Annotated in this window: 6 protein-coding genes and 1 pseudogene; all 7 read left to right on the top strand. The window is 64.2% G+C overall.

Going from position 1 to position 14,844, the window contains the following annotated elements; all coding sequences use genetic code 11:
* Positions 1-12 precede the first annotated feature (12 nt).
* The gene (locus tag C5J24_RS29145; RefSeq protein ID WP_046638027.1) at positions 13-1,032 is read left to right on the top strand and encodes a TRAP transporter substrate-binding protein; all 1,020 of its coding nucleotides are present in this window, start codon (positions 13-15) and stop codon (positions 1,030-1,032) included.
* A 35-nt stretch (positions 1,033-1,067) separates the two neighbouring features.
* On the top strand, positions 1,068-1,943 hold the full coding sequence (locus tag C5J24_RS29140; RefSeq protein WP_105423010.1) for an IclR family transcriptional regulator: 876 nt from the start codon (positions 1,068-1,070) through the stop codon (positions 1,941-1,943).
* A 16-nt stretch (positions 1,944-1,959) separates the two neighbouring features.
* Positions 1,960-3,129 carry an acetyl-CoA acetyltransferase gene (locus tag C5J24_RS29135; RefSeq protein WP_105423008.1) on the top strand — a complete coding sequence of 390 codons (1,170 nt, stop codon included), beginning with the start codon at positions 1,960-1,962 and terminating at the stop codon, positions 3,127-3,129.
* Positions 3,126-4,763, top strand: a pseudogene (locus C5J24_RS32505) (acyl-CoA synthetase); the annotation flags it as partial. The gene C5J24_RS29135 and the pseudogene C5J24_RS32505, both read left to right, overlap by 4 nt.
* A gap of 869 nt (positions 4,764-5,632) precedes the next feature.
* Positions 5,633-6,382: an SDR family NAD(P)-dependent oxidoreductase gene (locus C5J24_RS29125; RefSeq protein ID WP_105423004.1), complete on the top strand. Its 750-nt coding sequence runs from the start codon at positions 5,633-5,635 to the stop codon at positions 6,380-6,382.
* A gap of 136 nt (positions 6,383-6,518) precedes the next feature.
* Positions 6,519-11,966 (top strand): alpha-2-macroglobulin family protein, encoded by a 5,448-nt coding sequence (locus C5J24_RS29120; RefSeq protein ID WP_105423002.1) that lies wholly within the window; start codon positions 6,519-6,521, stop codon positions 11,964-11,966.
* A gap of 16 nt (positions 11,967-11,982) precedes the next feature.
* Entirely contained in the window at positions 11,983-14,064 is a 2,082-nt protein-coding gene (pbpC, locus tag C5J24_RS29115) for a penicillin-binding protein 1C (protein ID WP_105423000.1), read from the top strand.
* Positions 14,065-14,844: the final 780 nt, after the last annotated feature.

Genomic DNA, 14,844 nt, shown 5'->3' with positions numbered 1-14,844 from the left:
GAGGAGGATTTCATGAACGTCAATCGCAGAACGCTTCTTTTGGGCGCGGCCACGACCGGCATTGCCACGACCTTTTCAATCCGCACACGGCCGGCCAACGCCGCCGAGTTCACCTACAAGTTCGCCAACAACCAGGCGCTGACGCATCCGATGAACGTCCGCGCCAAGGAAGCTGTCGCCAAGATCCAGGAGGAGAGCGGCGGCCGCATGGCCATCAACATCTTCCCGTCGAGCCAGCTCGGTGCCGACACCGACATGCTGAACCAGGTGCGCTCCGGCGGCGTCGAAATGTTCAGCCTGTCGCCGATCATCCTGTCGACCCTGGTGCCGAATGCCTCGCTGAACGGCGTCGGCTTCGCCTTCCCGAGCTACGACAAGGTCTGGCCGGCAATGGACGGCGAGCTCGGCAAATATGTTCGTGGCGAGATCGAGAAGAAGGGCCTGCTGACGCTCGACAAGATCTGGGATAACGGTTTCCGGCAGATCACTTCGTCCAAGGGGCCGATTACGACGCCTAAGGATCTCGAGGGCTTCAAGATCCGCGTGCCGGTGAGCCCGCTCTGGACCTCGATGTTCACGGCCTTCGGTTCGGCGCCCGCCAGCATCAACTTTGCAGAAACCTATACCGCGTTGCAGACCGGCATCGTCGACGGACAGGAAAACCCGCTGGCCATCCTGACGACGGCGAAGCTGTTCGAGGTGCAGAAATACGTCTCGATGACGAACCACATGTGGGACGGTTTCTGGATCCTGCTCAACCGCCGCTCCTGGCAGGCGCTGCCGGCAGATCTGCAGGGTATCGTCTCGAAGCACTTCAACGCCGCCGCCGAGCTGCAGCGCAAGGACGTCATGGGTCTCAACGCCACGGTCCAGGCCGAACTCGAAGGCAAGGGCATGAAGTTCAACAAGCCGGACGGTGCGCTTTTCCAGGAAAAGCTGCGCGCTGCCAATTTCTACAAGGACTGGAAGTCGAAATACGGCGACGAGGCCTGGGCGATCCTCGAAAAGGCTATCGGCAAGTCATTGAGCTGATCGGTAGCGGCCATGCATCTGATGGGAAACGGCATATGCAACAGGTGATCGAGATCCCGTCGGGTCTTCGGGAAGGTGCCGTTTCCGGCTCGCAGGCGGTGGAGCGGGCGTTGCAGCTTCTCTCCATCGTCGGCCGTGGCGCGGAAAAGGGCGTGGCGCTCGCCGATGTGGTCGCCGATAGCGGCCTCAACAACCCCACCGCCCGGCGGCTGCTGATGGCGCTGATGCGGTCCCGCCTCGTCGAGCAGGACGAGCTTACCCGCCGATATTATCTCGGCGGGGAGCTTTACGTACTCGGCATGCTGGCCTCTCGCCGGCACGGCCTTCTGGAAATGGCAGGCGAAAGCCTGAAGCGGCTTTCCGGCAAGTCCGCTGATACGAGTTTCGTCTCGATGCGGCGTGACGATTACGCCGTCTGCCTGCACCGCGAGGAGGGCACGCATCCGGTGCGCACCCACGCGCTGCTGACCGGTGACCAGAACCCACTCGGTGTCGGGGCCGGATCACTTGCCATGCTGGCGGCATTGCCGGACTCGGAAGTGGAGGCGGTCCTCGGCCGCATTGAAGGCGTCATTGCCGCGCAATATCCGGGCTATTCCCCTCAGATTATCCGAGAGGATGTCGCTCGCTCACGCGAACTCGGTTACGCGCTCAATCCCGGGCGGGTGATCGCCAATTCCTGGGGGATCGGCATGGCGATCCTGCTGCCCGACGGACGGCTTGCAGGAGCCTTGTCGATTGCCGCGATCGACAGTCGCATGGGTGAGGCACGTCAGAAGGAACTTGTCGGGCTGCTGGCTCATGAGGTCGAGCAGGTGCAGGGCAAGCTGAAATCGCTGTTCAGTTCGGAGAAACCGGCGCTTCGAAAGGCGCCGCAGGCGGCACGGTCGAGAACACCGGAACGGGTTTGAAACGAAGGAGAAGGTCATGGCAGGAGCGCAGATCGTCGGTTGGGCGCATTCGAAGTTCGGCAAGTCCGAAGCGGCCTCGACGCGGGAATTGATGGCCGAGGTGATCAATCCGGCCCTCGAACATGCTGGCATCACGGCCAAGGATGTCGACGGCATTTTCGTCGGCGTGTTCAATAACGGTTTTTCCAAGCAGGATTTTCAAGGCGCCCTGGTGGCGATGGCGGCCGACGGGTTCGATCATGTGCCGGCCGTGCGGATGGAGAATGCCTGCGCCACCGGTTCGGCGGCGCTTTATTCGGCGCTCGATTTCATCGCAGCCGGGCGCGGCAAGATCGCGCTGGTCGTCGGTGCCGAGAAGATGACGGCGCTACCCACCAAGGAGACGGGCGATATCCTTCTGTCGGCCTCCTACCGCGAGGAGGAGGCCGATGTCGGAGGCGGTTTCGCCGGCCTCTTCGGCCGCATCGCCAGCCATTATTTCCAGCGTTATGGCGACCGTTCGGAAGAGCTGGCGATGATCGCGGCGAAGAACCACGCCAACGGCATGAAGAACCCCTATGCCCATATGCAGAAGGATTTCGGCTTCGACTTCTGCAACACGGTATCCGACAAGAACCCCTACGTGGCGGCGCCGCTGAGGCGCACCGACTGCTCGCTGGTTTCGGATGGTGCGGCCGCTCTGGTGATCGCCTCGCCTGAAGTCGCAGCCGGCATGAAGCGCGCGGTCGCCTTCAAGGCGCATAACCATGTCAACGATATCCTTGCCATGTCGCGCCGCGATCCGATCGCCTTCGAAGGTGCGCGCAGGGCCTGGCAGAAATCGCTCGCGGAGGCAGGCGTTTCGCTGGACGACCTGAGCTTCGTCGAGACGCATGACTGCTTCACCATCGCCGAACTCATCGAATACGAGGCGATGGGGCTTGCCGAACCCGGCAATGGGTATCGCGTCATCCGCGAAGGCATCACCCGCAAGGACGGCCGGCTGCCGGTCAATCCATCCGGCGGGCTGAAATCCAAGGGCCATCCGATCGGCGCGACCGGCGTTTCGATGCATGTGATGGCGGCGATGCAGCTCTGCGGCGAGGCGGGCGAGATGCAGCTGCCGAAGGCGACGATGGCCGGTGTCTTCAACATGGGCGGCGCCGCCGTCGCCAATTACGTGTCGATCCTGGAGCGGACGAAATGAATGCGACGACCTCGGTTGCCGGCGGCGATCAGGCCGAACCGAAGGGAGGGCTGAGCCCCCGTTCGACGCGGGTGATGAACCTCGCCCGCTTCGTGACGCAGGCGATGCGCCGAGAGCCGCAGGGCGTTGCGCTGGTCTGGGCCGAAAAGTCCTGGACCTGGGAAGAGTTCGAGACGCGCATTGACGCGATGGCCGCGGCGCTGCAGCAGCGCTTCGGGGTGGCCAAGGGCGACCGCATCCTGGTCCAGTCGCAGAACTGCAACCAGATGTTCGAGAGCATGTTCGCCTGTTTCCGGATCGGCGCCGTCTGGGTGCCGACCAATTTCCGGCAGACGCCGGAAGAGGTCGCCTATCTCGCCAAGGCGAGCGGCGCGACCGGCCTGATCTGCAACGCCTCGTTTCCGGATCACGCCCGGGTGGTGCGGGAGAACAATCCGGAGATCGGTTTCGTTATTGCCATAGGCGAAGCGGATTTCGGGCCGTCCTATGATGCCGTTGTCGACGAGTTCGGCGGCAGGAAGCCGGCCGAAGCGCGGGTCGAGCGCGACGATCCCTGCTGGTTCTTCTTCACGTCGGGCACGACCGGTCGGCCGAAGGCGGCGGTGCTGACCCACGGACAGATGGCCTTCGTGATCAATAACCATCTCTGCGACCTGATGCCCGGCGTGACCTCCGCCGATGCGGCGCTGGTCGTTGCGCCGCTCTCGCATGGCGCGGGCGTGCATCAGCTCACCCAGGTGGCGCATGGGGTGAAAACTATCCTGCTGCCGACCGAAAAATTCGATATCGATGCGGCGTGGGCGCTGGTCGAAAAATGGCGCGTCTCGACGATGTTCACGGTGCCGACCATCCTGAAGCTGCTGGTCGAGCATCCGGCCGCCGAGAAATACGACCACTCCTCGCTCCGCTACGTCATCTATGCCGGCGCGCCGATGTATCGCGAGGACCAGAAGCGGGCGCTGAAGAGCCTCGGACCGGTGATCGTTCAATATTTCGGGCTCGGCGAGGTGACGGGGGCGATCACCGTCCTGCCGCCGGCGCAACATTCGGCCGAGGACGGCGAAGCTGCCAGGATCGGGACCTGCGGCATGGAACGCACCGGCATGCAGGTGTCGATCCAGAACGATGCGGGCGACGAGGTCGGTCCTTACGAGACCGGCGAGATCTGCTGCGTCGGTCCGGCCGTCTTTGCTGGCTACTACGACAATCCGGAGGCCAACGAGAAGGCGTTCCGCAACGGCTGGTTCCGCACCGGCGATCTCGGCCACATGGATGCGGAGGGTTTCCTCTACATCACCGGCCGCGCCTCGGACATGTATATTTCCGGCGGCTCGAACGTCTATCCGCGGGAGATCGAGGAGAAACTTCTCACCCATCCGGCAATCAGCGAGGTGGCCGTGCTCGGCGTGCCCGATCCGCTCTGGGGCGAAGTCGGCATCGCCGTCTGCGTCGCCAAGCCGGGTTCGGCGGTGACCGAGAAGGACCTGTTCGCCTTCATCGACGGCCGGATGTCCCGCTACAAGATGCCGAAACGTTTCATCTTCTGGGACGCGCTGCCGAAATCCGCCTATGGCAAGATCACCAAGAAAATGATCCGCGAAGAGCTGCACGCGCGTGGCGAGTTTGACAGTAAGCCGGCTAATGACCTGCCGGGACTGCGCCAGCTCAGGCATCCGGGGCCCGTCGCTCCGATCAGGCGAGAGGCGGTGCGGACCGCCCTGAAGCCGGTCGAGGGTGTGCTGCGGCCCGGCGAAGTCTTCATGGCCGAGGTGGCGCGCATCTTCGCTGAGGCCGGCTGCAAGGGTGGTTTCCTCAATATCGAAGGTGGGGCCTGCGATCCGTTCCGTTATGTCCTGCCGGCCTTCTCACCGGACGAGGATCATGCTGCCTGGTATAGCGCGACCTTCGCGCCGGAGGCGGGCGGCAGGTTTTTGGCGGCGACCGCCATGGTCGGCGAACGGGACGGGGCGCCGTTCCTGCATTGCCACGGCATCTGGGATACCGGCGAAGGGGCTTTGCGCATGGGGCATGTGCTGCCCTTCGACAGCATCGTCAGCCGGCCGATCGCGGTCAAAGGTTATGGCAGCGCCACCGCGACCTTCTCGTCGATCCCTGATCCCGAAACCAATTTCACGCTGTTTTCCGCTAACGGCGAGAGCGGCGAGGGCAACGGCATCCTGCTGCGGGTGCGCCCGAACGAGGATGTCGGGATGGCGATCGAAGGCGTCTGCCGGGAGCATGGCATCGAGAACGCCCGCATCTATGGCATCGGCAGCATCAACGAGCCCGTCTTCGAAGATGGGGGCCGGGTGGTCTGCCTCGCGACCGAGATCGACATCGAGAACGGCGTGCTCGAAATGACGCCGGATGGGCTTCGGGCCTCCATCGACGCCGCGGTCGTCGATACGGACGGCGTGATCTATCACGGCCGGCTGGCGCGGGGCGACAATCCCGTCGGCGTCACCTTCGAACTGGTCATCATCGAAAACCGGGAGAGCTGAACATGCGCAGCGTCGTCGTCACGGGTGCGGGATCGGGTATCGGCCTTTCGACGACGGAGCTTCTGATCGAAGCCGGCTGGCATGTGCTGGCTGCCGACCGCGATGCTGCGGCGCTTGACCGGTTGGCGGAACGTCTCGGCAATCGGGCCGGTCTCCTCACCACCGTCCTCCTCGACATCACCGACGAAAAGGCGATCGCGGGTCTCGCGGAACGCTGCCAGGCGCTTCAAAACCCGCTGCAGGCACTGGTCAACAGCGCGGGCATCGGTTCGAACGTTCGTTTCGCCGATACCACGACCGATCAGTTGCGGCGGATCTACGAGGTCAATGTCGTCGGCGCATTTGCGCTGTCTCAGGCGCTGGCGCCGATCATGCGGGAAAACGGCGGCGGGTCGATCGTCCACATCGCTTCGGTCTCCGGCATCAAGGGCAATCTCGGCCGTTCCGCCTATGGCGCGTCGAAGGGCGCGCTGGTGACGCTCACCAAGATCATGGCGGTCGAACTCGCGGACGACCTGATCCGCGTCAACGCCATTGCGCCGGGTCCGATCGAGACGCCGATGGTCAGGGAAAACCACACCACCGCGACGCGCGAGGAGTGGAAACGCACCGTGCCGATGCGCCGCTACGGCCGGCCGGAGGAGATCGCCACGGCCATTGCCTTTCTCGTCGACGAACGCCAGTCCTCCTATGTGACCGGCCAAATCCTCGCCGTCGACGGCGGATTTACGGCTGCCGGGCTGATGGCCTGATCCGTTCCGGCACGACGTTCGTCATATGACAATCTCTTCATGAAAATAGGCGGCCCGACGCGTCGGGGCTCGTTGACAAGTCACGGGATAGATTAGAAAACTGCCAGCTTCCGACGGCAGCCACGGGGGGACTTCCATGTCTAGGCGCGCGTTATTCGGCTTTCTCGCTCTCATCGTTTCCGCATTCGCTTTCGCCTCGCCGCTGACTGCGGCCGACCGGCGGATCGAAAGCACTCCGAACAGCGATTATCTCGGTTTCGATCTCAGGACCGTGAAAAATGTCAGCCAGCCCCAGTGCGAGGCGGCCTGCATCGGCGACAATGCCTGCAAGGCTTTCACCTATAACGAGAAAGCCAAATGGTGCTTCCTCAAGTCGGATTACAGCCAGCTCAACCCGTTCCAGGGTGCGACAGCCGGCAAGATCGTCGTATCGGCTATCGAACCGGATATCGGCGCCCCGCCGAAACTGTCCTTCCTCTCGGAAGAGGTCCTCCAGCAGGCGCGTGATCAGAAGGATGGCCTGACGCTCGGCGACAACCAGCAGGGTTACGGCGTCGAAAGCCTCAAGACGATCGCCCAGGGCCAGCTGCTCGCCGGCAATGTCGAAACGGCGATCTATAATTTCAAAGGCGCGCTTTCGATCATTCCCGATGATGGGGCGCTGTGGATCGAGCTTGCGCGCGCTGCCGGCACCGCCAAGAACAACAGCACTGCCGATGGCGAAGGCACGCTTGCCGCCGTTAACGGCTATCAGCTTTCACGCACGACGCAGACCCGGGCGGATGCGCTGGCGGTTCTCGGGGCCGCGCTTGCCAAGCAGCAGAATTATCGCGCGGCGCTCAACGCCTACAAGGCAAGTCTTGCGCTGGTGAACGCCCGCACCGTGCAGGCCGCCTACAACGACCTGCGCGAACGCCAGGGTTTCCGCATGACCGGCAATACGGTCGATGCCGATAGCGCCAACCCGCGCGTCTGCGTTCAGTTCTCCGAACCGCTGGTGAAGATCGGCGTCGACTACGCGCCCTTCGTCGTGCTCAACGGGCAGGCGCCGAAGGCGATGGAAGCCAAGGGCAACCAGATCTGCGTCGAAGGCCTTACTCATGGCCAGCGCTACAAGCTGTCGCTGCGCCGAGGCCTGCCGTCTTCCGTCGACGAGCCGCTTGTTGCCCAGGTCGATATCGACATCTACGTCAAGGACCGCTCGGCGTCCGTGCGGTTCACCGGCGACAGTTTCGTACTGCCCTCGACCGCGCGCCGCGGCATTCCGATCGTCTCGGTCAATACCGAAAAGGCCAATCTGAAGCTCTACAGAGTGGGCGACCGCAGCATCGCGGCACTGCTCGCCAATTCGCAATTCCTGACCCAGATGGACGGCTATAACGCCACCCAGATCGAGGAGCAGAGCGGCGAACTGGTCTGGCAGGGCACGATCGATATCGCGCAGGACCTCAACAAGGACGTGGTGACGAGCTTCCCGGTCGACGAAGCCCTGCCGACCCGCAAGCCCGGCGTCTACATGCTGACGGCGGCAGCCGCCAATGCGACGAGCCAGGAATACGATACCAAGGCGACGCAATGGTTCGTGGTGTCGGATATCGGTCTTGCCACCTATGCCGGCACGGATGGCCTCAACGTCTTCGCCCGCTCGCTCGGCAGCGCCAAGCCGATGGCCGGCGTCGATCTGCAGCTGCTCGCCAAGAACAACGAAATCCTCGGCACGGCGAAGACCGATGCGGACGGCCGCGCGGTGTTCACCGCCGGCCTGATGCGCGGCACGGCGGCGATGGTGCCGGCGGTGCTGGCGGCACAGAACAACGGCCAGGACTATGTCTTCCTCGACATGGCCCGTGCCGGATTCGATCTGTCCGACCGTGGCGTGACAGGCCGCCCCGCACCCGGCGCGATCGACATCCTGCCCTGGACGGAACGCGGCATCTATCGCCCCGGCGAAACCGTGCATGCCTCGGCGCTTGCCCGAAACATCGATGCGACGGCGATCGAGAACCTGCCGCTCACCTTCGTCTTCCTGCGTCCGGACGGGGTCGAGGATCGGCGGATGGTCAGGAACGGTTCGCTCGGTGGTTATGCGCTCGACCTGCCGCTGCTGGCTACCTCCATGCGCGGCACCTGGACGATGCAGATCTTCACCGATCCCAAGGGATCGGCGATCGGCGAAAAGACCTTCCTCGTCGACGATTTCGTGCCGGATCGCATCGAGTTCGACATGACCAGCGACGCCAAGGAAATCGCGGTCGGGGCACCGGTGCCGGTCAATATCGACGGCCGATATCTTTATGGCGCGCCGGCGGCCGGCCTCAATCTCGAAGGTGAGATCGCGCTGAAGACGACGCGCGAAAATCCCGCCTTCCCAGGCTATCAGTTCGGCCTCGTCGACGAAGAGGCGAGCGAAGCGGTTCGCATTCCGCTTGAGGAGCTCGAACCGCTCGACGACGACGGCAAGGCGACCTTCGACGCGACCGTTGCCGAAGCGCCCTCGACGACGCAGCTTGTGAACGCCGATATCGTGGTGCGCATGCAGGAGGCGGGCGGCCGGGCGATCGAGCGTTCGATCACCCTGCCGGTCAAGGCGGAGGGTGCGCGGATCGGCATCAAGCCGGAATTCTCCGGCGATCTCGGCGAAAACTCGGTCGGCAACTTCACCGTGATCATGGTGGACGCGGCCGGCAAGAAACAGGCGGTGCAGAACCTGCCCTGGAAACTGATCAAGATCGACCGCGATTATCAATGGTATCGCGACGGCTCGTCCTGGCGGTATGAGCCGGTGACCCGCACCAGCCAGGTTGCCAACGGCATGGTGAATGTCACGGCAGACGGCGGCAAGGTTTCCGTGCCGGTCAACTGGGGCCGCTACCGGCTCGAGGTCGAAACCGCCGATATCGGCGGGCCGACGTCCAGCGTCGAGTTCGATGCCGGCTGGTTCGTGGCCGCGACCTCGACCGAAACTCCGGATGCGCTGGAAATTGCACTGGACAAGCAGAGCTACAAGGTCGGCGAGACGGCCAAGCTCAAGGTGTCGTCACGTTACGCCGGCGAGCTGATGATCACGTCCGGTTCCGAGAGTCTGATTGCGGTCAAGACCGCGAGCATCGGCGTGAATGGCGGCGAAGTCGACATTCCGGTCACCGCCGCCTGGGGTGCCGGTTCCTATGTCACGGCGACACTTTATCGTCCGGGCCAGGCGCAGGAAAGCCGCATGCCGATGCGCGCCATCGGCGTCACATGGCTGAAGGTCGATCCGGAAAGCCGCGATCTGCAGGTGCAGATCACCGCCCCGGAAAAAACGCTGCCGCGCCAGCCGCTGAATATCTCGCTGCAGGTTGCCGGAGCGGGCGCCAACGAGGACGCCTATGTCACCGTCGCTGCGGTGGACGTGGGCATCCTCAATCTCACGCGTTACCAACCTCCGGCACCGGACGACTGGTATTTCGGCCAGCGCCGCCTCGGCCTCGAAATCCGCGACCTCTACGGTCGCCTGATCGACGGCTCGCTCGGCGCCACCGGGCGGTTGCGCACCGGCGGCGACGGCGGCAGCACTGCGCTGCAGTCGAGCCCGCCGAAGGAAAAGCTGATCGCCTTTTTCAAGGGGCCGGTGAAGCTCGACGAGCAGGGCAAGGTGAATGTCTCCTTCGACATTCCGCAGTTCAACGGCACGGCGCGTGTCATGGCGGTCGCCTGGTCGAAGACCGGCGTCGGGCATGGCGTCAAGGACGTGGTGATCCGCGATCCGGTCGTGATCACCGCCAGCCTGCCGCGCTTCCTGGCGCCTGGCGACCAGACCAATCTCAGGCTCGACATCGCCAACACCGATGCGCCGGCGGGCGACTACCAGCTCGCCATCACCACCAACAAGCCGGTTGCCGTCGACCAGAAGGGGACCGGAAAGATAACGCTGGCCGCAGGCGGCAAGTCGGATGTCACGCTTGCGCTTCGCGGTGTCGAGCCGGGCGACGGGTCGATCCTGGTCCGCCTTTCGAATGCGTCGGGCATGTCGCTGGACCAGGTGCTCGATATTCCGGTGCGGCCGGCCGCCATGCCGATCACCCAGCAGCGGCTTGTCCAGCTGAAGCCGGGCGCCAGCGTCACGGTCGATGCCAACCTGCTTGCCGACAGCATCCTGCCGGGTGCCTCGGTCAGCGTGAACGTCAGCCGCTCGACCGCCTTCGACATTCCGGCACTGCTGATGAGCCTCAGCCGTTATCCCTATGGCTGCGCGGAACAGACGACCAGCCGGGCCCTGCCGCTTCTCTATCTCAGCCAGATGGCGGTGCAGAACGGCCTTGCCGACGATACGGAAGTCAAGAAGCGGGTCCAGGATGCGATCTATCGCGTGCTGTCCTACCAGTCTTCGGCCGGCAGTTTCGGCCTCTGGGGTCCGGGCGGCGGCGATCTGTGGCTCGATTCCTACGTGAGCGACTTCCTCAGCCGGGCCCGCGAGCAGGGTTACGACGTGCCCGAACAGGCGCTCGTCCAGGCTCTCGACAGCCTGCAGAACTCGCTCGGCTTCACCAACAACGTCAAGGATCAGGGCAACGAGATCGCCTATGCGCTCTATGTGCTCGCCCGCAACCGCAAGGCCGCGATCAGCGACCTGCGTTATTACGCCGACACGATGCTGAACGACTTCCCGACGCCGCTCGCCAAGGCCCATATCGCCGCGGCGCTGGCGCTTTATGGCGATGCGCTGCGGTCAAAGAACATCTTTGCAGCCTCGCTGCAGATGTCGGAAACAGCGCAGATCCACAGGGTCAGCCTGTCGCGCTCGGACTACGGTTCCTCCTTGCGTGACGGTGCCGCGGTTCTGGCGCTTGCCGCCGAAAGCCGGCCGGTGCCGCCGATCGTTCCGGCACTTGCCACCATCGTTGCCAAGGAATGGGGGCAGAAGAAATATACCAGCACCCAGGAACAGACCTGGATGCTGCTCGCCGCCCGCGCGCTGCAGAACGGTGACGACGGCCTGCGCCTGCAGGTCAACGGCGCCGACCATCGCGGCACGCTGATGTCGCAGATGACCGGCGATGCGCTGATCGGCCATCCGCTGACCGTCAAGAACAACAGCGCCGATCCGCTGTCTGCCTCGATCACCACGGTTGCTGCACCGGCTCAGCCGCTGCCTGCCGGCGGCGACGGGTTCCAGATCAGCCGCACCTATTACTCGATGGACGGCGAGGAGACCAATGTCAGTGAAGCGCAGCAGAACCAGCGTTATGTGGCGGTGATCACCATCACCGAGAGCAACAGCTGGCCGTCGCGCATCGTCGTCACCGACCTTCTGCCGGCGGGGTTCGAGATCGACAATCCGAGCATCGTCAACAGTGCCAGCCTCGCCAATTTCGACTGGATCGAGGAAGTGCAGGCGGCCCATACCGAATTCCGCAACGACCGTTTCGTTGCGGCCTTCGACCGGAGTTCCGGCGACAACCGCGAGATCACGCTTGCCTATGTGGTCCGCGCCGTGACCCCCGGCGTCTACGATCACCCGGCTGCCCAGGTCGAGGACATGTATCGTCCGCAGTTCTCGGCCCGTACCGCAATGGGCAAGATGGAGGTGCTTGCCGCCCAGTAAGCGGTAGCTCGTTCCGATGAAGCTCAGGTGGAAACTTTCGATCGGTCTGGGTATCGGCCTCGGCGCAGCGGCGGGGCTGATCGCCGGCCTCGATGCGGTCGACAGGGCCTATCCCCCGCCGCTTGAAAAGGCGCGGGTGGTTTCCACCGAGGTGCTGGATGCGGATGGCGAGCTGCTGCGCGCCTTCGCGACGCCCGAGGGGCGTTGGCGGCTTCGTACGAGCACCGAAAACGTCGATCCGCGCTTCCTGAAAATGCTGGTCGCCTATGAGGACCAGCGTTTCTACGAGCATGGCGGCGTCGACCCGTGGGCGCTCGGGCGAGCGATGCTGCAGCTTGTCACCAACGGTCGCGTCGTGTCGGGCGCTTCGACGCTGTCGATGCAGGTGGCGCGGCTGATCGAGCCGCGCGAGAGCCGGTCCGTCGCAGCCAAGCTCCGCCAGGTCGTCCGAGCCATCCAGATCGAGCGGCGGCTATCCAAGAGGGAAATCCTCGAACTCTACCTCACCCATGCGCCCTATGGCGGCAATCTGGAGGGCGTGCGGGCTGCGAGCCTTGCCTATTTCGGCAAGGAGCCGCGGCGGCTGACGGTGGCGGAAGCAGCACTTCTGGTTGCCCTGCCGCAATCCCCGGAGGGCCGGCGGCCGGACCGGCATTTCAAGGTTGCCCAGGCGGCTCGGGAACGGGTGCTGATGCGTTCGGCCGTTGCCGCGGTGACCGGCGACGGCGAGTCGGAGCGGGCGGCACACGACGGCATCCCGGCACGCCGGCTGCAATTGCCGGCTTATGCGGCGCATCTCGCCGAAGCGGCGATCCGCAAGCAACCGAAGACCGAGCAGCACAGGACAACGCTGAGGCGCAGCATCCAGCAGGGGCTGGAACAGGTGGCGAGGGAGGCTTCGGTCAAGCTCAGCCCGAAGGTCTCGGTCGCCATGGTGATGGCCGACATCACCACCGGCGCGATCGTCGGCGAGGTCGGGTCGGCCGATTATTTCGATGCGAGCCGCTCCGGCTGGGTGGACATGACGCGGGTCAACCGCTCGCCCGGCTCGACGCTGAAGCCGTTCATTTACGGCCTTGCCTTCGAGCAGGGGCTGGTGTCCCAGGAAACGATCATCGAGGACCGGCCGGCGGATTTCTTCGGCTACCGGCCGAAAAATTTCGACATGACCTACCAGGGCGATGTCAGCGTCCGCCAGGCGCTGCAACTGTCGCTCAACGTGCCGGCCGTGCGGCTGCTCGATGCCGTCGGCCCGTCGCGGCTGATGATCCGCTTTCGTCGCGCCGACGTGCGGCCGGTCCTGCCGGCCAACGAGGCGCCGGGCCTGGCGATCGGCCTCGGCGGCGTCGGCATCACGCTCAAGGATCTGGTGCAGGCCTATGCGGCGCTCGCCAATCGCGGCAATCCGATGCGGATCGGCAATGGCATCGAGGACCAGCCTGGCATGATCGACGGCGAGCCGCTTCTCGATCCGCAGGCGGTGTGGAACGTCGCCGATATTCTCTCGGATGTTCTGCCGCCGCAGGGCAGCCGAAGGCTCGGCATCGCCTACAAGACCGGCACGAGCTACGGTTATCGCGACGCCTGGTCGGTCGGGTTCGATGGACGTCATGTGCTGGGCGTCTGGGTCGGGCGGCCGGACAATGGCGCGGTGCCGGGCATTGCCGGTTATCAGACCGCGGCGCCGATCCTGTTCGAGGCGTTTTCGAAGTCCGGCGTGCCGATCACGCCGCTGCCATCCGCGCCTTCGGGTGCCGTCCGCATTGCGCAGGCCGAACTGCCGATCAGCCAGAGGCGGTTCTCGATGACCGCGAACGGGCTGTTTTCCGCCTCGACGCGGGAGCCGGCACCGCAGATCGTTTATCCGCCGGAAGGCGCACGGGTCGATCTCGGCGCGCTATCGGGCGATATCTCGCCGCTGGTCCTGAAGCTGCAGGGCGGCCGCGCGCCGTTCCGCTGGCTCGCCAACGGCAAGCCGCTCAGCGAGCTGTCCCGCCGCCGGACCAGCGAATGGAAACCGGATGGTGCCGGTTATTCGACGCTGACGGTGATCGACGCCGCCGGCCGTGCCGCGAGCGTTCGGGTTTTCGTGGAATAGAAATGTTGGAGCTTCCGCGAGGAAGGCGTTTGGGCGTCCGCTCGGCTTCGGCCAATACTCCGGAGCCCCGCGCAGTTACCTGCCGTGGCTCTGTCAAAGATCGGAGAGCCCACACGAATGCGGAACCTCGATTGATTTTTTAATGGTGGCTCCGCATTCGCGTGGCCTTCGGCGTCTTTTCGAGGCTTCCAGCCTCTACAGGTGATCATCTCGCCTCGCTGCGTGGCTGTGTTCACGGTTTCCTTTCGGGAAACCTTGCCACTTGCACGGCTCAACCGAACCGGACATGGCTGTCCGGGGGAGGCTTGATAGGAAGGCTTGCCTTTCGACGAGCGCTCCATGGCTTTCACCTCTTCCACCATCCCCGCACGTTACGGTTCCTATGAAAGCGCCGGCCTCCGCCTGCCCGCGAACGTCTCGCGAAACACTCCGGCGATGGAAGCGAGGGGATTGTAGGCGTGGGTTGGGAGGCGGGGATGATGAGGCGGTTAAGTCGCTGGAGATGCTGGAGGGCGGCGCTGAATTATCCACGGGTAAACATGGAAAGACAGTATTGGACGGCGCATCCTGCCATACCCTCCTCCGTCCGGGTGGGCACCAGCTCCCAAACAAACAACCGTTTCACCCGAGGTAAGCGGGAAGGCTATGAAGCTGGTGATCTTCCTCCTCGCGGGCAGGGCGATCGTATATGGAATGTGCGGCGGCGCGGCATTTTTAACCCTCCCCCTGGTGGGGAGGGTGGCCGGCAGGTGGGAGGGGTTTTCATGCTGGATGAAGTCC

This window comes from Neorhizobium sp. T25_27 (genome assembly GCF_002968565.1).
GTDB lineage: Bacteria > Pseudomonadota > Alphaproteobacteria > Rhizobiales > Rhizobiaceae > Neorhizobium > Neorhizobium tomejilense.
This window is presented reverse-complemented; position numbering and strand designations above follow the sequence as displayed.